This window comes from Pseudomonas sp. GW821-FHT07B01 (assembly GCF_059419065.1).
This window is the reverse complement of the sequence record NZ_JBWKRA010000003.1, coordinates 45040-64317: the sequence shown is the minus strand read 5'-3', so window position 1 is coordinate 64317 and position 19278 is coordinate 45040. Positions and strand designations below refer to the sequence as shown.

Genomic DNA, 19278 nt, shown 5'->3' with positions numbered 1-19278 from the left:
TGGCAACCCCTGGAAGAATTGCTTATGACCCGGCCCCGGTTTCTCCCCGACAACTTCACCCTCACCCTGATCGCCACCGTGATCCTCGCCTCACTGCTGCCCGCCAGCGGCCAGACCGCCGTGGCGTTCGGCTGGGTCACCAACCTGGCCATCGCGCTGCTGTTTTTCCTGCACGGCGCCAAGCTGTCGCGCAAGGCTATCGTCGCCGGTGCCGGCCACTGGCGTTTGCATTTGCTGGTGTTCAGCCTGACCTTCGTACTGTTTCCGTTGCTGGGCCTGGCGCTCAAGCCAGTGCTGTCGCCGTTGATCGGCAACGAGCTGTACATGGGCATGCTCTACCTCTGCGCCTTGCCGGCCACTGTGCAATCGGCGATTGCCTTTACCTCCCTGGCCCGCGGCAATATCCCGGCGGCCATCTGCAGCGCGGCGGCGTCCAGCCTGTTCGGCATCTTCCTGACGCCGCTGCTGGTAGCGCTGCTGCTCAACGTGCATGGGGATGGCGGGTCCACAGTCGATGCGATTGTCAAAATCAGCGTGCAGTTGTTGCTGCCGTTCATTGCCGGGCAAGTCGCCAGCCGCTGGATTGGGGGCTGGGTCGGGCGTAACAAAGCCTGGCTCAAGTTCGTCGATCAAGGTTCGATTCTGCTGGTGGTCTACGGGGCTTTCAGCGAGGCGGTCAACGAAGGCATCTGGCACCAGATCCCGCTGTGGGAATTGGGCGGCTTGGTGGTGGCTTGCTGCGTGCTGCTGGCCCTGGTATTGGTGGCGTCTACGCTGCTGGGCAAGGCGTTTGGCTTTAACCAGGAAGACCGCATCACCATCCTGTTCTGCGGCTCGAAGAAAAGCCTGGCGACCGGCGTGCCGATGGCCCAGGTGCTGTTTGCCGGGGCGAGCATGGGCGTGTTGATTTTGCCGTTGATGCTGTTTCACCAGATCCAGTTGATGGTCTGCGCGGCGTTGGCCCAACGCTATGCCCAGCGGCCGGAGAGCATTCCTGAATTGATGGGACAGGTGGATCCGTGAGTCAGCGCTGAGTATTGGGCTGGGAAATTTCCTACAAACCGCAAGGACGCTTCCATTACTGATTCAGACAGTTCAACGCCACTATGACCGCCTTCGCTTCTGCCAGGTGGTTGATTAAAAATGCCTCATCCCCGCGTGCTGGTTCTGGAAAACCAACGGTTTCAACGCAGCGTATTGATCAAGATACTTGATCGGCTGGGATTGCAGGAAGTACGCCAGGCCAGTAGCACCAAACAAGCCATGGCGCAGCTGCACGCCTGCGGGGGCGTGGACATTGTGCTCTGTGACCTGGCCGACAGGAGTCTGGACTGTCTGGAGTTCCTGCGTGGTGCCAGCCAGGCTGGGCTCGTGCAGGCGGTCGCCCTGTGCAGCGAGCTGCGTCCTGAATTACGACGGGCGCTGGCTCAGATGCGCTCGCTCTCTGGGCTGCAAATGCTCGGCGTGTTGAGCCAACCCCTTCAATTGCGTGCCATGCGGCATTTACTGCATAGCTATTGGCGGCGGCGCCTGCCGTCGGCACGGGCCCAAACACCCGCAGCCTTGCCCCATGAGCACGAGATTCATCAGGGCCTGGCATTAGGGGAGTTTCGTGCCTGGTACCAGCCCAAATTCATGTTAGGCACCGGGCGCCTGGCCGGCGTGGAAGCTTTGGTGCGCTGGGAGCATCCTACAAGGGGCGTGCTGTTACCGGCGCAATTTCTGGCTGCGGTATTGGCGTACGATCTGATTGACCCGATATTCAAGCAGCTCTTGGAGCAAGGTCTTAATCTTCTCGGCATGTTACGGCGTCAGCACATCCAGCTCGAATTGGCGTTCAACCTGCATGCATCGCAATTGCTCGACGACGAATTGCTGTTACATATTCAGCAAGCCTTGCTGCGCCATGGGTTACCCGGCACCACCTTGTTGTTCGAGCTGGCGGAAAACGGCTTGCTGGATCTCTCACCGCGCACACAGGAGAACTTGCTGCGTCTGCGCTTGCTGGGCTGCGGTTTGTCTATCGATGATTTTGGTACGGGGTTTTCATCACTCAAATTGCTGTGTCAGCTGCCTTTCAACCAGCTCAAGCTTGACGGAGCGTTCGTACGCCATGTCGACGACCCGCAGAATCAGGCCATGGTTGCCAGCACCTTGGCGCTCGCTCGTTCATTGGATATGAGCCTTGTGATCGAAGGTATCGGCACCCAGCGCAGCCATGAAGGGGTGCTGGCGTTAGGGTGCGAGATCGGGCAAGGGTTTTACCTGGCACGACCGATGGCAGGGTATCGGCTGATACCGTGGCTTGAAGCACATTTCGCCGGGCAGAAAAATAGCCACGAATTGCCCTGATATTCCGCAGATACTTCCTACACTTGTGTCACGCTCGTGTATTTTGAGCAGCGTATTCCCGAACTGTGTCTCCCACAGCCTTACGCGACTGACATATGAGTCATCGGCTTCGCCGGTGTGTCTTCCAGAGGTGGATATGTTTAAAGCGTTAGTTGTGGACGATCATCCGTTCATTCGCTCATCGGTCAAAATGTTGCTGCAGCAAGAACATTTCGACGTCGTAGCAGAGGCGGACAATGGGGCGGATGCGGTACAGATGGCGCGTGAGTTTGAGCCGGATCTGATTGTGCTGGATATTGCCATGCCTAAGCTGGATGGGTTGGAAGTCATCACCCGGCTCTGTGCGCTGGGGCTCAAGTGCAAAATCCTGGTGTTGACCTCACAGTCGCCGCTGTTCTACTCGATGCGGTGCATGAAAGCCGGCGCCGCGGGCTACATTTCCAAGACCAATGACCTGGATGAATTGATCAAAGCGATCAAGGCAGTGATGGGCGGGTACACGTTCTTTCCGAACCTGGCAGGCAGCTCAGTGCGGCGCAGTGACGTCGAAGCCACCGATCTGGAGCTGATCCAAAGCCTGTCTGACCGCGAGTTGGCCATTCTGCAGCGCCTGTCCCAGGGGTTGAGCAACAAGGAAATCGGCGATTCGATGCTGCTCAGTAACAAGACTGTCAGCACTTACAAAACACGCTTGATCGAAAAGCTCAACGTGAAATCGGTGGTGTACCTCGCCGATTTTGCCAAACGTAATAACTTGGTTTGATGAGCACTGACTTGCGTACATGGATCGCGGCATTGGCTTTTGGCATGACCCTCAACGGTAGTGCGCTGGCGGACTCGCAGGCAACTACTTTCCAGGTATTGGGGCGCTCCCATGTCGATGGTTATAGCGCCGTGCTTACCGAAGCTGAGTGGAGTTGGCTGCGTAGCAAGGATGTGCTGGTACTGGGTGACTCCGCGCCCGACTATGCGCCTTTGGGCATGGCCAACAATGATCGCGATTATGAAGGCATGACAGCCGACTACGCGCAGTTGTTAAGCGAACTGTTGCGCGTTCGGGTGCAGGTGCGCCGGTTTTCCTCGCGCGTTGAGGTGATCGACGCGCTCAAGCGTGGCGAAGTGGATTTCCTGGGGGTGGCCAACGGTTATGAAGCCGCCGATGCCGGGCTGTTGTTGTCGATCGCCTATGCCGAGGATATGCCGGCATTGGTCACGCGGCTGGGGGACAGCAGCACGCTGGCCCCAGACCTTGCGGGCAAGAAGATCGCCATGTTGTATCACTACCTGTCGCCCGAGGCGGTCAAAGCGTTTTATCCCAAGGCCACCTTGCAGTTGTTTCCTTCCACCTTGAGCGCTATTGGTGCAGTGGCCTTCGGAAACGCCGACGTGTATCTGGGCGATGCCATCAGTGCTGATTTCCTGATCAACAAGAACTATCTGAACAATGTGCAGTTGGCGGACTTTTCCCAGATAGAGGCCAGCAACTTTGCGTTTGCCGTGCCCGAGGGAGGCACGCGCTTGCTGCACATCCTCAATCGTGCGCTGGCGGCGATCCCGATCAGTGAGCGCATGAATATTCTGCGCCGCTGGAGCGCCGGTGGCGCCAGTATGCCAGGGCGTACGGCACTGCATTTCAGTGCCAGCGAGCAGCGTTGGATGGGCGCGCACCCAGTGTTGCGTGTGGTGGTGGATGACAGCTATTTACCGCTGTCGTTCTTCAATGAAGAGGGCGAGTTTCGCGGAATCAGTGCAGATGTACTGGCCAAAGTCTCGCTGCGCACCGGTTTGAAGTTTGAAGTACAACGGGCGTACTCGGTGGAGAACATGCTCAACAGCATCCGCGACCGTGACGCGGACCTGCTGATCACCCTGACGCCGAGTACCGAGCGTGAGGGCCTGCTGCGTTTTACCCGACCGTATCTGAATACACCGTACGTGCTGGTCAGTGCCGATCACCCCTCAAGCCCCGGTACCCTGGATGACATGGCGGGCAAGCGGCTGGCGGTGATCCACGGCAACCCTGTTCGCGACATGCTTATCGAGCAATACCCCAAGGTGGTGCTGGTGGAGGCGCGCAATGCCCAGGATGCCATGGCACTGGTGGCCGAAGGAAAAGCCGAGGCTGCGATCAATTCGCTGATCATTTCCCGCTACATGATTTCCCGCCAATATCGCGACCAACTGCGCATCACCAGTACCGTGGGTACGCAACTGGCACGTACCGCGTTCGCCACCCCTCGCGATGCGCTGGAGCTGTACTCGATACTGGAAAAGGCCATGCTCAGTATCCCGCCTGAGGAAATGGATGAAATTACCAACCGCTGGCGCAGCGAAATTGCCGTGGATGACAGTTATTGGTTGCGTAACCGCACCGTGATACTGCAGGCGTTCGCCGTGGCCACTCTGTTGTTGCTGGTAGCGGTGGGTTGGATCGTTTATCTACGCTGGCTGATGCGCAAGCGCAGGCAGGCGGAGATAGCGCTCAACGACCAGATGGAATTCATGCGCGTGCTGATTGATGGCACCCCCCATGCTATTTATGTGCGTGATCGCCAGGGACGCTTGATAGCGTGTAACAGCGGCTATCTGAGTGCGTTTGATGTGGAACGCGACGCCGTCATCGGCAAGACCGTAGAAGAAGGTGTCCTCAGCGACCCCAATGAAGCGGCGGCTTATCAGGCAGAGTATTTGCAGGTGATGGAAGAGGGCACGCCGCGGGTACAGGACCGAAGCCTGACCATGAGCACCGATCAAGTGCTGACTATCTACCATTGGATGCTGCCCTACCGCGGTAGCGATGGCGCGGTCAGCGGCATGATCGGTGGCTGGATCGATATCAGCGAGCGCCAGCAGTTGTTGCAAGCCCTGCGCGAAGCCAAGGAGCACGCGGACGATGCAAGTCGCGCCAAGACGACGTTCCTTGCGACCATGAGCCATGAGATCCGCACGCCGATGAACGCTATCATCGGCATGTTGGAACTGGCACAGAAAAAAGCCGATCAAGGCTATATGGACCGTGTCTCCATCGATGTCGCCTCCGGCGCCGCGCGTGGGTTGCTGGACCTGATTGGCGATATCCTCGACATTGCCCGTATCGAGTCAGGGCGTCTGTCGCTGGCACCGGAGCGCGCCAACCTGCTGGAGTTGGTGGAGTCGGTAGCACGCATATTTGAGGGGGTGGCGCGGCAAAAGCAACTGCGCCTGATCCTCGACCTGGACGCCACACTTAACCGTCAGGTACTGATAGACCCGCTGCGGTTCAAGCAAATCGTCTCGAACCTGTTGAGCAATGCAATCAAGTTTACTGCACAGGGGTATGTGCGTTTACAGGTCAGTGCCGAACCCGGGCCCAATGCTGAGCGTGTCTCGTTGTGCCTGCGGGTGGAGGACACGGGCAGCGGTATTTCCATCGAAGACCAGCAGCGCTTGTTCAATCCGTTCAGCCAGGCTTCGAACGAGGGGCAGTCAGCCCGCAGTGGCTCGGGCCTGGGCCTGGTGATCAGCCGTACACTCTGCGAGATGATGGGCGGTAGCCTGACCTTGAGCAGTGAGCTGACCGAAGGTACCCAGGTGGAGATGCGTGTCGGTCTGCCGACCCTGGAGCCCGTGCAAGAGCCTGCATCCTCCGTCGCGTTGTTATCCCAGCCCACCCAGGTGTTGAACGTATTGGTGGTTGATGATTACCCGGCTAATCGGTTGCTGCTGTCCCAACAGTTGAACTACCTGGGGCATCGCGTCAGTGATGCGCAAGACGGTGCCCATGGCCTCAGGGCCTGGCGTCACCAGCATTTTGATGTGGTGATTACCGATTGCAGCATGCCGATCATGAATGGCTATGAACTGGCCCGGGCGATTCGTGATGAGGAGCGTAGCAGGGGGATTGCCCCGGCGATGATTCTCGGGTTGACCGCCAACGCTCAACCTGAAGAAAAGGATCGCTGCCTGGCCGCCGGCATGGATGATTGCCTGTTCAAACCGATCAGCCTGGATGACCTTAACGCACGATTGATGTCGCTGGTGCCTGTCGCAGGGGTGCTGCCAGTGCAGGATTTTTCCACGGTTATCGAGGGCGTTGACTTGACCAGCCTCGAACAACTGAGCCGTGGCGACGCTGGCGCCGTGCGCAGCCTGCTTCAGGATCTGGCAACCAGTAACGCTCAGGATATGGCGCGATTGCTTCAGCTGTTCACTCAGCATGACGTGACCGGCCTGAGCGACTTGGCCCATCGGGTCAAGGGGGGCGCAAGGATTATCCAGGCGCAATGGTTGGTCGACTGCTGCGAGGAACTGGAGGTGGCGTGCAAGGGCTTGAATTCTGCCGTGCTGACGGAGGCGGTGGATGCCTTGCAGCAGGCCATGGAGCAGTTGGAACAACGCCTGGATAACTACCTTGGCCGATAGCACCGGCACGGACGAAAAAACCGCATCTACGATGCGGTTTTTTTATGGGGCGGCAGGCGCCGAGCACGAAATTTTCGTGGGAAATTTCCTACATTTTGGAGGGATGGGTACTACAGGTTAGGCGTGCTGATAGGCGGAAGATGCGTCCTGTCGAACAAGACAACCGTTGAGTTTGTTGCACAGCCGCTGCGGCGTCTGGCAGTCCAACGAGGCTTGGCGACAGTGTTCATCACCTATCCTTTGGAGCAGCACCATGAAAGTTCAAGCACTCACCCTCATCGCCCTGTTCAGCACAACCGCTGCCCAGTTTGCCAGCGCCGCCGACGGCACCATCAACTTCAACGGTGAACTGGTCAACCAGACCTGCACCATCGCTGTGGACGGCGTGGTTACCCCGGCCGTGGACACCGTGACACTGCCGACTATTTCTACCGGTCTGCTGACCGCGGCGGGCCAGGCTGAAGGCCGCACGGGCTTCAATATCCAGCTGAGCAACTGCGTGGGCACCGCCGCCACCGCCGCCGCGTTCTTCAACTCCGGCGCCACCGTAGACCCAGTGACCGGCAACCTGAACAACATGACCGGCACTGCCACCAACGTGCAGTTGCAATTGGTGGATGCACAGGGCGGCGCGGTGATTCAGGCTGGCAACACCAACCAGCGTACCCAGACTACCCGCAACACCATTGACGGTACGGGCGCAGCCAACATGCCGTATGCCGTTCAGTACCTGGCCACCGGCGCTACCACACCAGGCACCGTGATCAGTTCCGTGACCTACAACGTCGACTATCAGTAAGCCGTTCGCCTATCTGCGCGCCGCGTTCAGGCGCGCCGATATTCGGCTGATGAGGTGAATTATGTTTCGTTTGAAAAACCTTCGTCGCGGTGTCTGCCTGGGGCTGGCTGCATTGGCTTGTTCCCAGGCAATGGCCGGGGTGGTGATCACCGGCACCCGCTTGGTGTACCCGGCGAGCCAGAAAGAAATCACCGTCAAGCTCAATAACAACGGCATGAAGCCCGCACTCGTACAAGCCTGGGTCGATACCGGTGACCTGAAATCCAGCCCGACGAGCTCCAAAGCGCCGTTCGTGCTTTCGCCGCCGGTGTCGCGGATCGATCCGAGCAAAGGCCAGAGCCTGCGCCTGATGTTTACCGGGGCACCGCTGCCGGGTACCAAAGAGTCAGTGTACTGGCTCAACGTGCTGGAGATCCCGCCCAAGGCTGAAGGCGCGTCGGACCTCAATGTGTTGCAGATGGCGTTTCGTTCGCGCATCAAGATTTTTTACCGTCCCGACGGCTTGCCCGGTGCGCCGATTGACGCACCGGCCCTGGTGCAGTGGACGGTGATCAAGCAAGGCCAGGGCTACGCGTTGCAAGCGTTCAACCCGACGGCCTACCACGTTTCCCAGGTTGAGCTGGCACTGGCGAGCGGCAACCAGCGTTACGACAGTGAAAACGGCATGGTCGGTCCGGGTCAAACCAAAGTGTTTGCTCTGCCAACACTCCAGTCGCCGCCAGCTGCTTCTGCTCAGGTGGAATTCAACGCCATCAATGATTACGGCGCTTTGATGCCGATCAAGCAACCGCTCAAGCCCTGACCTTCACGCGAACGCGCCTGCGCACGAGTAACTTATGACGACTTTCCATCGCCTGGGCCACGGCTGCCAGGCTAGCCCTCGCTTTGCCTTGAATTCTGTAACGGCGCTGATGCTCAAGGCCCTGGCTTTGCTGCCCACGGTATTGGCAGCGCCCTCGGCATGGGCCGAAGACGTGCAGTTTAACGACGCCTTCCTGCCAGAGGACTCGCGCAGCCTTGATTTGACCCAATACGAGAAGGGCAACCCGGTGTTGCCGGGCCAGTATCGTGCGGACGTGGCGGTTAATGGCACGCTGGTCAGTCGTCAGGACATTCGCATCAACGCCGAGTCGGACGGTAGCCATCCTGTGGTGTGTATCACCCGTGGCTTGCTTGAGTTGATCGGTGTGGACATGCACAAACTCTCGCCTCAAGCCACGTCGGCATTGGAAAGCGACACTAGCTGCCTGGCGCTTGACCAACTGATCGAAGGGGCTACGGCGACATTTTCTCCGGCCAACCAACAGTTGGACATCAGCCTCCCGCAGATCGCCTTGCGTCGTGACGCCAGGGGCTATGTCAGTCCCGAGCTTTGGGACCGAGGCGTGACTGCCGCAACGCTGAGCTACACGTTCAATGCCAACCACAACAAAACCGATTTCGGCAATTACGACTCCGCCTACCTGGGCCTCAACGCCGGCTTGAACCTGGGCGACTGGCGCTTGCGCCATAACGGTTCGCTGAACTGGCAGAAAGACACGGGCCAGGCTTACCAGACGCTCAATACGTATGCGCAGCGCGATGTGACCAGCCTGAAAAGTCAACTGACCGTGGGCGAAGCGAACACCAGCGGTGAAATCTTTGACACCTTGGCCTACCGGGGTGTGCAACTGGGTACCGACGACCGCATGTTGCCGCAATCCCAGCGTGGTTACGCGCCGGTGATCCGCGGCATCGCCCGGACCGGGGCCAGGGTTGCGGTGCGCCAGGCCGGTAATTTGTTGTATGAAACCACGGTGGCGCCGGGCGCTTTCGTGATCGACGACCTGTATTCCACCGGTTATGGCGGTGATCTTGAGATCACTGTGTATGAAGCAGACGGCAGCGAGCAGCGTTTTATTGTGCCCTACGCGGCGGCTGCGCAGCTCTTGCGGCCGGGGACTTCACGTTTCAGCGTGACGGTGGGCGAAACCCGCAATAACTACATCGACCGTCAGGCCAGGCTTGTGCAAGGCACCTACCAGTTGGGCCTGACCAATATTTTTACCGGTTACGGCGGTGTCCAGGGCAGCGACGATTACCGTTCTTTGCTCGGTGGCCTGGCTTTCAGCACCCCGTTGGGTGCGGTGGCCGTTGACCTGACTCAGGCCCAGACCCAGCTCAAGAGTGGCCAGGCCAACGGTCAGAGCGCCCGGGTCACCTACAGCAAAAACATCCTCAGCACCGGCAGCAACTTTGCCGTGGCCGCTACTCGCTTTTCCACCCAGGACTACCTGGATTTCAGCAATGCCATGCAATTGCTCGATGCCGAACGCAATGGGCTCGATACCGCCTTGTATGGACGACCGCGCAGTCGCTTGTCGCTGACGGCTAACCAGAGCCTTGGCGATTGGGGGCAGGTGGCGTTCAGCGGCTTTACCCAAAACTACTGGAACCAACCCGGGCGGGATGTGCAGTACCAGTTCAGCTACAACAAACAAGTGCGCCAGGTCAGTTACGGCGTCAGCGCCAATCGCAGCCGCGTGGGTCTGGGCGAAATGGACAACAGCTTGTTGTTCACGGTGAGTATGCCGCTGGCGTTCGGTAAGTCGTCCAACCAGCCACAGTTGTCGGCGCGTGTCATGCGCGATACCCAAGGGCAATACAGCGAGCAAGCCACCCTCAGCGGTACCGCCGGCGAAGACCGTCAGTATCAATACAGCCTGACCGGTGGCCACGAGGGCGCCAGTGGGTCCAACAGCAGCTCGGTCAATGGCCAGTACATCGGGCCCAAGGCCGTCGTCGGCGCCACGCTCAGTCGCGGAGAAGGCTATGACAGCCTGTCCGTGAATGCCAGCGGTAGTGTGGTTGCCCATCCGGCGGGCGTGACCCTTACGCCTTATCGCGGTGAAACCCTGGCGGTTGTCAGTGCGCCGGGCGCCGAGGGAGCCCAGGTGGTCGGGTTTCCCGGCCTCAAACTCGACGGTCGCGGTAATGCCGTCGTGCCTTATTTGCGCCCTTATGAGTTGAACGAGGTGGCGATCGATCCACTGGGCACCTCGTTGGATATTGAACTGACTGAAACCAGCCAGCAGGTCGCACCACGCGCCGGGGCAGTGGTGGCGCTCAAGTACGGCACCAGCAACGGCCAGGCCGTGTTGCTCAACGTGACCCTGGCCGATGGCGGTGCACTGCCGTTCGGGGCCACGGTCGATGATGATCGTGGCGTATCGGTCGGTGTGGTCGGGCAGGGCGGCCAGCTCTATGCGCGGGTCAAGGACGACGCACGTCGGCTGTTGATCAGTTGGGGTACCCAGGTTGGGCAGCAATGTGCATTAGCGTTGCCGCCTGGCAAAAGCGACGGCAAACAGCTGCGACAGGTGGATGTGGTGTGCTCGAAGGTTCCATTCGATAGACGCGTTGCTTCTGTGAACAGCGCACAGGAGACATTGTGATGAAAGCCATACAGCGGTTGAAAGCGGGTGCGGTAATAGCAGGGCTGTGGCTGGCGGCGGGGGCAGCATTTGCTGACTGTAATATCAATGCGGGCTCGATGAAAATGGTGCGCACCCAACCGCTGCTGGGCGGCAATCTGACCGTTGGGCGCGATGTGCCGCTGGGGGCGGAGATCTACCGGCAAACCTTCACCCCTGTCAGTGGGCTGATAGTGGGATGCACAGGGGGCAACTACAACATTGAGGCCAGGCGTTCGCTGTCGTCCACGCCGTTGCCCCTGGCCAATTGGACGGGCACGCCCTATGGCGGAAAAGTCTATGAAACAGGGGTCAAGGGCATTGGCGTTGTACTCTGGTACGCCGGTACTGCCTTGCCGTACTCGCGCTTTTTAACAAACTGCAGCGGCGGCCCCGGCCCATGTAACTGGAACCTCACCAACACATCATTGTTGTTTGACCTTTCATTCATCAAGATCGGTGAGGTGAGTGCGGGCACGATCCAAGGCGCTTCATTACCCACAATGGTGCAGAGCTTCATCACCACCAACACCGTTGAGTTTCAGCAGGTCAACTATTCCGGCAACATCAACATTGTGTCGCGCACCTGTTCGACGCCGGACGTCACTGTGCCCATGGGAACGCATCTGACGAACGCGTTCAGCGGCAAGAACACCTTTACGCCCTGGAAGGATTTTTCCATCGCGTTGAACAACTGCCCGGCTTTCAACGGCTATTACCAAGACACGGGGCCGCGCTGGCTGAGTGATGGTACTTCGAACAACCTGGAGTCGCGCAAGAACAATACCTTGCGCGTGCGCGTAGACCCGACCGTGGCGGCCATCAATCCGGCACAAGGCATTTTCAAACTCAATGCCAGTGCAGTGGGCGATGCACCGTCTGCGACCGGCGTGGGCGTACAAATTGCCGACAGTCATGGCACCCCTTTGCCATTGGCCACCCTGCGCGCCAGCGGCATTAGCCCGCGAGCCGAGGAGGGCGCCAGCTATGCCATCCCGCTCAAGGCGCGTTATATCCAGACCGAAGACAGCGTCAGCGCCGGCCCGGCAAACGCCACGGCCACGTTCACCATTGATTATTACTGAGAGCCTGCCATGACCGTTTTGCCGCTTCGGGTACTGGTGCTTGAAGACCATCTTTTTCAACGCGCCATGGCCGTCAGCCTGCTCAGGCAGTTGGGGTGTCGGGAGGTGCTGGAAGCTTGCAACGGAAGCGAGGCCCTGGCCGTCCTTCAACGTGTGGGTTATATGGACGTCGTGGTATGCGATCTGCAGATGGAGGGCATGGACGGGTTGGCGTTCATCCAGCGCATCAGTGCCGCCGGGCAGGTGGGCGCGATTATCATCAGCAGTGGCTTGCCTGGCGACGTGCGCCTTGCTGTGCGACAGATGGGGGAGTTGCTGGGCGTGAACATGCTTGGAGATGTTGGTAAACCGTTGCTCAAGGAGACGCTTCAACCGTTGCTTGAGCTCGCGTTGAGAGACGGGCCCGGGCCAGGCGAACCCGCGACGGGCCAGGATATCGCCACCGAACGACAGATGCGCAGCGCCATCACTGACCAGCAACTGGAGGCGTATTACCAGCCCAAATTCGACTTGCAAACCGGCGCTCTTCAAGGCGTGGAAGTGCTTGCGCGGTGGAACCATCCCTTCAAAGGGGTTCTATCGCCTGGGGTATTTCTGCCGGCGATCGAGCGTGCCGGCCTGATGGACGCGTTACTGCTGGCCCTGATGCAGCAGGCGTTGACACTGCAGCGGCAGGTCAAAGGGATGGGGGTGAGTCTGGACCTGGCGTTCAACCTGCAAGCGGGCCAATTAGCCGATGCGGGTTTAACCGTTCTGATCAAAGATATCTTGTCGGCTTATCAGGCTTTGGGTTTTGGCATCACTTTCGAACTCACTGAAAGCGGCTTGCTGGAGGTGCCTGCCGTGTCCCTGGAAAACCTGGTGCGTCTGCGCATGATGGGATGTCGTCTGTCCATTGATGACTTCGGTGCTGGATTCTCCTCGTTGCAGCGCCTGTGCCAACTGCCTTTCAACGAGATCAAGCTTGACGGCGAATTTGTCCGTGGCTTGCTGCACGAGCCGCGCTGCCGGGCGGTCATCGGCAGCACCCTGGCCCTGGGAAAGACGTTGGGCATGTCCGTGGTGGTTGAAGGTATCGAAACGCATGAGCAATACCGGGCGCTGCTGGACTTGGGATGTAGCCAAGGCCAGGGTTATTGGTATGCGCGACCGATGAAAGGGGCTGATTTACTGCACTGGCTGCAGCGCGGCGCACCTTGGGGGCAATCCAATGGTGACCACCTGTGATCAATAAAGCGCTGCGCATCATGATCGCCGACGCCCAGCATGTTTGCCGGCTGCGTCTGGAGCGGGATTTCAATCATCAAGGTTATTACGCCATTGCGCCAGTACCGAGCCTGGAACAGACGCTGGACCTGATCAGGTATGGCGAGCGTGGTTTCGATCTGCTGTTGATCAACGCTCGGTTGTTGATTGAGGCGTCTTTCGATGCGCGCAACTTTTTGCAGCACCTTCCCTCAAGCGTGCACGTATTGATCTATGACGTGCCTGCGTGTCGCCTGGCGATGTGGCGTGCCGAGGCCCGGGGGCGCATCGTTTGCTGCCCATTACGGGGGCCTGAAGGCGGGCGGGCCAGAGCATTGCTGAGCATGTTTAATCAGTCGCGCCTATCAGAAGTTTCTTAAAAAAACGCAGAAATATCTCAAGTTCCAAGTGCAGATGACGATTTCCTTCTAACTAACCCAGAAGGAGCGTCGACATGAACGTAAAACGTTTATCACTGGTGACAGGATTCGTTGCGCTTTGGACGGGGGCGTGCATGGCGGCATCCCAGGGTGTGATCCAGTTCAGTGGCAGCATTGTCGAGGCACCCTGTGCGACAAATGCGCGCAGTAGTTCGGCGATGGCCTTGACCGGATGTACGACCGCCGCGCGCGACACATCCATCCATGTGCGCAACGTCGCCACGGCGGCGGGTGTCGATGCAGCCAGCGCACGTCTGGTGTCGCAGGTCCGCAACGGGCGTTATTACGACCAGCAGTATGTGCTCATCGATAACCTGGGCAAGCCGATCCAATCGGGAGCCTATGTGATTACCCTGACCTCGCCCTGAACCGTCGGGCGATAACTGGGCCTGATCGGCGCAAACGGCGCAGCGAGAAACCTATAGAATGCTCAACGGCTTCGCGTGTTCTGCGTGGCCGTTTGATCACTGTCAGAGTACCCCGCCCGTCAATGAGCCTTTCAGCCGCAACCCCCCAAGCCAACTGGCAACCGGTCATCGCACTCGCGCTGGCCGCGTTTGTGTTCAATACCACCGAATTTGTCCCCGTCGGGCTGCTCAGCGCCATTGGTGCCAGCTTCGACATGCCCGTGGCCAGCGTCGGCCTGATGCTCACCATCTACGCCTGGATCGTGTCGCTGACCTCGCTGCCGGTGATGCTGCTGACCCGCAACGTCGAGCGGCGCAAGCTGCTGATCGTATTGTTCGGTCTGTTTATCGCCAGCCATATTCTCTCTAGCGTGGCCACCAGCTTCGGCTTGCTGATGGTCAGTCGGGTCGGCATTGCCCTGGCCCATGCGTTGTTCTGGTCGATCACGGCTTCGCTGGCTGTACGCCTGGCGCCAGAGGGCAAGCAGGTGCAGGCCCTTGGCTTGCTGGCCACCGGCACATCCCTGGCGATGGTGTTGGGCATTCCCTTGGGCCGTCTGTTGGGCGAGGCCATGGGCTGGCGTACCACCTTTCTGGTGATCGCCGCCTTCGCCGCCGCCCTGGTGTTCTGGCTGGCGCGCACCTTGCCGCTGCTGCCCAGCCAGAACTCCGGCTCCCTGCGCAGCCTGCCGCTGCTGTTCAAGCGCCCGGCGCTGGTGGCGCTCTACGTGCTGACCGCAATGACCGTCACCGCGCAATTCACCGCCTACAGCTACATCGAACCCTTCGTCGAAGGCGTCGCCGGCCTGGGCGGCAGTGCCGTGACCCTGATCCTGTTGGTGTTCGGTGGTGCTGGCATCATCGGCTCGTTGTTGTTCAGCCTGGTGCATCGCTTCAACCCCCACCTGTTCGTGATCGGCGCAGTGTCTATCCTCGCCGCGTGCCTGGCGCTGATGCTGCCGTTGAGCGGCGCCGAGTCTTACCTGGTGGTGCTGAGTATTTTCTGGGGCATGGCGATCATGGGCTTTGGCCTGGCCATGCAGTCCAAGGTGCTGGTGCTGGCACCGGATGCCACGGATGTGGCCATGGCGATGTTTTCCGGGATCTACAACATTGGCATCGGCGGCGGCGCGTTGATGGGCAGTTGGGTGGGCAGCCACTTCGGCTTCGCCTGGATCGGCGCGGCGGGCGGTTTGCTGGCGGGGCTGGCGTTGGTGGGGTATTGCCTGGCGATTCGGCGGTTTGGGCAGGGTGTGCCGCTTAATAAATGAATTTCACAGGGATTGGTGATTGATGAAGTACTTGATCGTTGCATGTGTTCTGTTAGGGCTCAGTGGTTGCGTTACCAACCAGTTGCACTTCGCGGCGTACTCGACGGAGGCCGAGTTGGCGGCAATCAAAAGTAGTGTTGTACAGGCCGACATCGTGCAAGTGACTGGCGCTGAAAAGTGTACGCGCTGCAAGGAGTCGAGCAAGCTTGTTTGGCATGCTGCTAATTACAATGTCGGCCTTTACGAGGGGTTCGCCAACGTTCCTGTTGACGACTGGACCGACTTCACCAAGCGTGCGGTGGGCGTTTCTCCCTCTTCGACACTCAAAACCAGCGTCGAGATCGACAGAGTCTTCGTCAAGACTTGGAACTCTCCTGACTATTACGCCTGTGAGGTTAGCCTGACGGTGGATATCGCCGGCACGAAATATGCCGGGCATTCCCGGCTCAAGTTGAAGCAGGCGGGGCAAAGCTTGATAGGTGACAAGCTTGCTGCCCTTAACGCGAAGGTATTGGATACTGTAGGCCTGACAGTTAAAGCAGCATATATGAATGCTTTGGCCAACTATCACAAGGTACGCTGAATAAATGCGGCTTTGCTGATTTGCTGAGTTTATAGAGGGCGACCGTAAGGTCGCCTGTTTTCGGTTACGACATCCTTGCCCTTAGCCTACGCCCGATCACATCCAGTAAATCGCAGCCGTCCCGCAATGGAATACTCAACAGCGACGCGAAGTCCTGCAGCACCACGGTATCGCTGCTGATTTCATCGCGAAGTGCCAGGTTTTCCAGAACTTGAGTGACTGCCCGAATACGAAAAACTGCTGCGTGATGCAAAGCATCAAGCGGCGCCTGAGTATCGATTAGCAGTGTAGGTATGGTGCAATCGGGGCCCGTTATGGGCATATACCGATCAGATGAGGTCATGGTTCTTGCTCCTATATCTAAGTGAGCCGTCACCTTCTGCCGCCAAGCAGAATTAGGGTGGCGGATTACGCAAGGTTGGCGGACCGGGGATATAGGACCCGGCACTTCCGAAGAAGTCCCTGCGCAACCCGCCATTGCACGAAATCACGGGCGCAAAAAAAGCGCCTGCAATCGTGTTGGGGGCGCCGTTGCGCCTATATCTGGTCGGACCGCCAAGTCCAATCGCAGCACTTGCTGCGAGTTGAAAGAGTAGCCTGCGCGATGCTCCATCGCAACCGGGAAGTGGATGACATCAAAAAAATGGATCGTTCACATCCTGTCATTGTAGTGAGCAACGCGAAGTTCTACGCCACCGGGATCAACGGATCCGCCGCCGCCAACGCCACCTTTTTATCCGCTGCCGGTGGATAGATCCACACGCTATTGATCTGCTGTTTGAGTTCCTTGGCTTCCTGGCCCACCAGCTTGAGCTGACGGTCCCAGCCTTCGGTGTACACCGCGCCCCAGGCGCCGAGGTCGAGGCAGGTCACGTATTTGGGTTGGCTGTAGGCCATGGGGGCCACGCCGATCAGATCGGCGGCGACGTTGTTGCCGGCGTAGCGGCCCAGCGCGATGGCGTGCTGGCAGGACATGGCAGCGAAGTTGCCCAGCGCGTCTGTGGCGGCGTAGGCCACGTCGCCAGCGGCGAAGATGGCAGCCTGGCCCTTGACCTTGAGGTGGGCGTCCACGTGCAGGCGGCCCTGGGCATCGCGGGTGCCCTCAATCTGTTCGGTCAGCGGGTTGGCGCGAAAGCCGATGGTCCAGATCACGGTGCTCGATTCAATCCGCTGCCCATCTGCCAGGGTCACGCCACCGGCATCCACCGAGGCGACCGAGGTGTTCAGTACCCATTCAATCCCCAGCTCGCGGCTGGCTTCGATGATCGAGGGGCGTATGCCATCGCCCATCGACGCGGCAATCTGCGGCCCGCGGTCGACCACGATCACACGGATGCTGGCCGTCTCACCCAGTGCCGCACGCAGGCGCGCCGGCATTTCGGTGGCGGTCTCGATACCGGTAAAGCCGCCGCCGGCCACCACAACGGTATTGCGGGCCGGGCTGTCGGGCAGGTTTTTCAGGGCGTTGATATGGGCTTCAAGGTGCGCCGCGTCTTCGATCTGATCCACATCGAACACATGCTCGATGCCGTCCATGCCGGGGCGGTTCAAGCGGCTGCCGGCGGCCACTACCAGGCGATCGTAGGCGAGGGTGGCCGGGATGCCGGCCGCGTTGCGGTAGGTCACCTGCTTATTAGTGGCGTCGATGCTGTCGGCGGCGCCTTGCACAAAGGTCACGCCTACGGCGTCGAACAGCGCATCAAGCGGGGCCAGCATGGTATGTACATCGGGCTCGTAGAACCGCGGGCGGATACGCAGCTCCGCTTGGGGTGCGAGCAGGCTGATGCGCACATCGTTGCGGTCGTGTTTATCCAGTAGCCGAGCCGCGCTCAAGGCGCTCCACACGCCACCGAACCCGGCGCCAATGATCAGAATGTGTTGTTTCATGGGGTTGCTCCAGAGACCAGATAAGCCGCAAGGCATTGCCGGATCACTGTAAAAGCAGCAAGGCCTGTCCGAAAGGACATATAACCCTGGATGACTGCCACCTCTGCCGGCCTAGCGGGAAAAGCGCTCGCGGTAGTCGCGGGGTGAGATGGCCAGGTGGCGGTGGAAGGTGCAGCGCATGCGTTCCTCATCGCCAAACCCGCAAAGCCCGGCGATCTGGTCGATGCTGCGCTGGGAGTCTTCGAGCATGCGGCGCGCCGCTTCCATGCGAAACAGTTCGATGGCCTTGGCCGGGGTGCGACCGGTTTTTTGCTTATAGACCCGGGCAAAGTTGCGCGGGCTCATATGGCTCTGCGCGGCCAGGCGCTCGACGCTGAGGTCGCTGTCGCGCAGGTTGTCGCTGATCCACGCATGCAGCGCATCAAAGCTGGCGCTGTCGGCGGTTTGCGCTTGCAGCACCTGGCTGAACTGCGCCTGGCCACCGGGGCGCTTGAGGAACACCACCAATTCGCGTGCCACTTGCAGCGCCACTTCGCGCCCGCAGTCAGCCTCCACCAGCGCGAGCGCCAGGTCGATCCCGGCGCTGACGCCCGCCGAGGTCCACACCTGGCCTTGCTGCACGAAGATCGCGTCCACGTCCACCTCGATGCTCGGGAAGCGTTGCTTGAGCAGCTCGCACATGGCCCAATGCGTTGCCGCGCGGCGCCCCTCCAGCAAGCCCGCCAGCGCCAGCAAAAACGTGCCGCTGCACACCGAGGCGGTCCGTCGCGCCTGGCCGGAGGCGTTGCGCAACCAGTCCACCAGCGCGGTATTTTCCAGCATGGCTTGCTCAATGGCCGGCGCGCCGGGTACCACCAGGGTGTCGATGGCAGCGGGGTCAAACTGTGCCAAGGCGACTGTGTCGACGCTCAAGCCCTCGGCGGTCGGCATCAGCCCGCCCGCCAGGCTGGCGTTGTGCAACACATAACCTTGCAAACCGCGCTCGGCCATGGCCTTGGTCGCGGCCCAGAACACCGTCTGGGCGCCAGTCAGGTCGAGCAAGCCCATGTGCGGGTAGGTCAGGAACACCAACGTGCGTGGTTGGGCCAAAGCAGAGAGTGCAGTCATGCGCTGGCCAGCAGCTTTTCCAGTTTTTCCTGATCCCGCGCAAACGGCCGGATCCCTTCGGCACGCAATCGCTCGGCGTATTCCGGGATGGCGCAGGCCTTGAGCAGCAGCGACGGGTTGGTGGTGGCGCCCACGGGCCGCAGGCGGCTGACGGCTTCCAGATTACCGGTGTCGCAGACCACAGTGGTGAATGGCTTGAGTTGTTCAAGTTTGGACGTCATCGCCGCGTTCTCCGGAAAAGGGCACGGC

The 19278-nt window shown here is 59.7% G+C and carries 16 protein-coding genes and 1 pseudogene; 13 read left to right on the top strand and 4 right to left on the bottom strand.

Features of this window, described 5'->3' with window-relative positions; genetic code table 11:
• The first annotated feature begins 24 nt into the window (after positions 1 to 24).
• The 13 genes from AC07S6_RS04280 to AC07S6_RS04220 all read left to right on the top strand — a co-directional run bounded on the left by AC07S6_RS04280 (position 25) and on the right by AC07S6_RS04220 (position 16035).
• Positions 25 to 1023, top strand: coding sequence for a bile acid:sodium symporter family protein (locus tag AC07S6_RS04280; RefSeq protein ID WP_034127750.1), 999 nt, complete (start codon positions 25 to 27; stop codon positions 1021 to 1023).
• A gap of 120 nt (positions 1024 to 1143) precedes the next feature.
• The gene (locus tag AC07S6_RS04275) at positions 1144 to 2352 is read left to right on the top strand and encodes an EAL domain-containing response regulator (RefSeq protein ID WP_495111792.1); all 1209 of its coding nucleotides are present in this window, start codon (positions 1144 to 1146) and stop codon (positions 2350 to 2352) included.
• 136 nt (positions 2353 to 2488) lie between these two features.
• Complete coding sequence (locus tag AC07S6_RS04270; protein ID WP_495111791.1) at positions 2489 to 3115, top strand: response regulator; 627 nt, start codon at positions 2489 to 2491, stop codon at positions 3113 to 3115.
• Entirely contained in the window at positions 3115 to 6753 is a 3639-nt protein-coding gene (locus tag AC07S6_RS04265; protein ID WP_495111790.1) for a transporter substrate-binding domain-containing protein, read from the top strand. Before AC07S6_RS04270 ends, AC07S6_RS04265 begins: the two co-directional genes overlap by 1 nt.
• 253 nt (positions 6754 to 7006) lie before the next feature.
• Positions 7007 to 7552, top strand: a complete 546-nt coding sequence (locus AC07S6_RS04260) for a fimbrial protein (RefSeq protein ID WP_495111789.1) — start codon at positions 7007 to 7009, stop codon at positions 7550 to 7552.
• 61 nt (positions 7553 to 7613) lie between these two features.
• Positions 7614 to 8354, top strand: a complete 741-nt coding sequence (locus AC07S6_RS04255) for a fimbria/pilus periplasmic chaperone (RefSeq protein WP_495111788.1) — start codon at positions 7614 to 7616, stop codon at positions 8352 to 8354.
• A gap of 34 nt (positions 8355 to 8388) precedes the next feature.
• The gene (locus tag AC07S6_RS04250) at positions 8389 to 10986 is read left to right on the top strand and encodes a fimbria/pilus outer membrane usher protein (RefSeq protein ID WP_495111787.1); all 2598 of its coding nucleotides are present in this window, start codon (positions 8389 to 8391) and stop codon (positions 10984 to 10986) included.
• A complete protein-coding gene (locus tag AC07S6_RS04245; protein ID WP_495111786.1) occupies positions 10986 to 12089 on the top strand; it encodes a fimbrial protein in 1104 nt (367 codons plus the stop codon). Before AC07S6_RS04250 ends, AC07S6_RS04245 begins: the two co-directional genes overlap by 1 nt.
• 9 nt (positions 12090 to 12098) lie before the next feature.
• The gene (locus AC07S6_RS04240) at positions 12099 to 13316 is read left to right on the top strand and encodes an EAL domain-containing response regulator (RefSeq protein WP_495111785.1); all 1218 of its coding nucleotides are present in this window, start codon (positions 12099 to 12101) and stop codon (positions 13314 to 13316) included.
• 20 nt (positions 13317 to 13336) lie between these two features.
• Positions 13337 to 13714, top strand: a complete 378-nt coding sequence (locus AC07S6_RS04235) for a hypothetical protein (RefSeq protein WP_495111784.1) — start codon at positions 13337 to 13339, stop codon at positions 13712 to 13714.
• 74 nt (positions 13715 to 13788) lie between these two features.
• Entirely contained in the window at positions 13789 to 14142 is a 354-nt protein-coding gene (locus AC07S6_RS04230; RefSeq protein ID WP_495111783.1) for a type 1 fimbrial protein, read from the top strand.
• 122 nt (positions 14143 to 14264) lie between these two features.
• The gene (locus AC07S6_RS04225; protein ID WP_495111782.1) at positions 14265 to 15452 is read left to right on the top strand and encodes a sugar transporter; all 1188 of its coding nucleotides are present in this window, start codon (positions 14265 to 14267) and stop codon (positions 15450 to 15452) included.
• Between the two features lie 22 nt (positions 15453 to 15474).
• On the top strand, positions 15475 to 16035 hold the full coding sequence (locus AC07S6_RS04220) for a hypothetical protein (protein WP_054898764.1): 561 nt from the start codon (positions 15475 to 15477) through the stop codon (positions 16033 to 16035).
• Between the two features lie 64 nt (positions 16036 to 16099).
• Here AC07S6_RS04220 and AC07S6_RS04215 read toward each other — a convergent pair whose 3' ends face one another.
• The 4 genes and pseudogenes from AC07S6_RS04215 to AC07S6_RS04200 form a co-directional block, all read right to left on the bottom strand.
• Positions 16100 to 16357, bottom strand: coding sequence for a hypothetical protein (locus tag AC07S6_RS04215; protein ID WP_495111904.1), 258 nt, complete (start codon positions 16355 to 16357; stop codon positions 16100 to 16102).
• 365 nt (positions 16358 to 16722) lie between these two features.
• Positions 16723 to 17922 carry an NAD(P)/FAD-dependent oxidoreductase gene (locus AC07S6_RS04210; protein ID WP_495111781.1) on the bottom strand — a complete coding sequence of 400 codons (1200 nt, stop codon included), beginning with the start codon at positions 17920 to 17922 and terminating at the stop codon, positions 16723 to 16725.
• Positions 17923 to 18033: 111 nt separating this feature from the next.
• On the bottom strand, positions 18034 to 19029 hold the full coding sequence (locus AC07S6_RS04205; RefSeq protein ID WP_034127747.1) for a GlxA family transcriptional regulator: 996 nt from the start codon (positions 19027 to 19029) through the stop codon (positions 18034 to 18036).
• Positions 19030 to 19091: 62 nt separating this feature from the next.
• Positions 19092 to 19250, bottom strand: a pseudogene (locus tag AC07S6_RS04200) (transaldolase family protein); the annotation flags it as partial.
• Between the last annotated feature and the right edge of the window lie 28 nt (positions 19251 to 19278).

What these genes read in the sequence shown, in the direction of transcription:
- AC07S6_RS04280 (WP_034127750.1), top strand. Translation starts at nt 25, where the DNA reads ATGACCCGGCCCCGGTTTCTCCCCGACAACTTCACCCTCACCCTGATC.
- AC07S6_RS04275 (WP_495111792.1), top strand. Translation starts at nt 1,144, where the DNA reads ATGCCTCATCCCCGCGTGCTGGTTCTGGAAAACCAACGGTTTCAACGC.
- AC07S6_RS04270 (WP_495111791.1), top strand. Translation starts at nt 2,489, where the DNA reads ATGTTTAAAGCGTTAGTTGTGGACGATCATCCGTTCATTCGCTCATCG.
- AC07S6_RS04265 (WP_495111790.1), top strand. Translation starts at nt 3,115, where the DNA reads ATGAGCACTGACTTGCGTACATGGATCGCGGCATTGGCTTTTGGCATG.
- AC07S6_RS04260 (WP_495111789.1), top strand. Translation starts at nt 7,007, where the DNA reads ATGAAAGTTCAAGCACTCACCCTCATCGCCCTGTTCAGCACAACCGCT.
- AC07S6_RS04255 (WP_495111788.1), top strand. Translation starts at nt 7,614, where the DNA reads ATGTTTCGTTTGAAAAACCTTCGTCGCGGTGTCTGCCTGGGGCTGGCT.
- AC07S6_RS04250 (WP_495111787.1), top strand. Translation starts at nt 8,389, where the DNA reads ATGACGACTTTCCATCGCCTGGGCCACGGCTGCCAGGCTAGCCCTCGC.
- AC07S6_RS04245 (WP_495111786.1), top strand. Translation starts at nt 10,986, where the DNA reads ATGAAAGCCATACAGCGGTTGAAAGCGGGTGCGGTAATAGCAGGGCTG.
- AC07S6_RS04240 (WP_495111785.1), top strand. Translation starts at nt 12,099, where the DNA reads ATGACCGTTTTGCCGCTTCGGGTACTGGTGCTTGAAGACCATCTTTTT.
- AC07S6_RS04235 (WP_495111784.1), top strand. Translation starts at nt 13,337, where the DNA reads ATGATCGCCGACGCCCAGCATGTTTGCCGGCTGCGTCTGGAGCGGGAT.
- AC07S6_RS04230 (WP_495111783.1), top strand. Translation starts at nt 13,789, where the DNA reads ATGAACGTAAAACGTTTATCACTGGTGACAGGATTCGTTGCGCTTTGG.
- AC07S6_RS04225 (WP_495111782.1), top strand. Translation starts at nt 14,265, where the DNA reads ATGAGCCTTTCAGCCGCAACCCCCCAAGCCAACTGGCAACCGGTCATC.
- AC07S6_RS04220 (WP_054898764.1), top strand. Translation starts at nt 15,475, where the DNA reads ATGAAGTACTTGATCGTTGCATGTGTTCTGTTAGGGCTCAGTGGTTGC.
- AC07S6_RS04215 (WP_495111904.1), bottom strand. Translation starts at nt 16,357, where the DNA reads ATGCCCATAACGGGCCCCGATTGCACCATACCTACACTGCTAATCGAT.
- AC07S6_RS04210 (WP_495111781.1), bottom strand. Translation starts at nt 17,922, where the DNA reads ATGAAACAACACATTCTGATCATTGGCGCCGGGTTCGGTGGCGTGTGG.
- AC07S6_RS04205 (WP_034127747.1), bottom strand. Translation starts at nt 19,029, where the DNA reads ATGACTGCACTCTCTGCTTTGGCCCAACCACGCACGTTGGTGTTCCTG.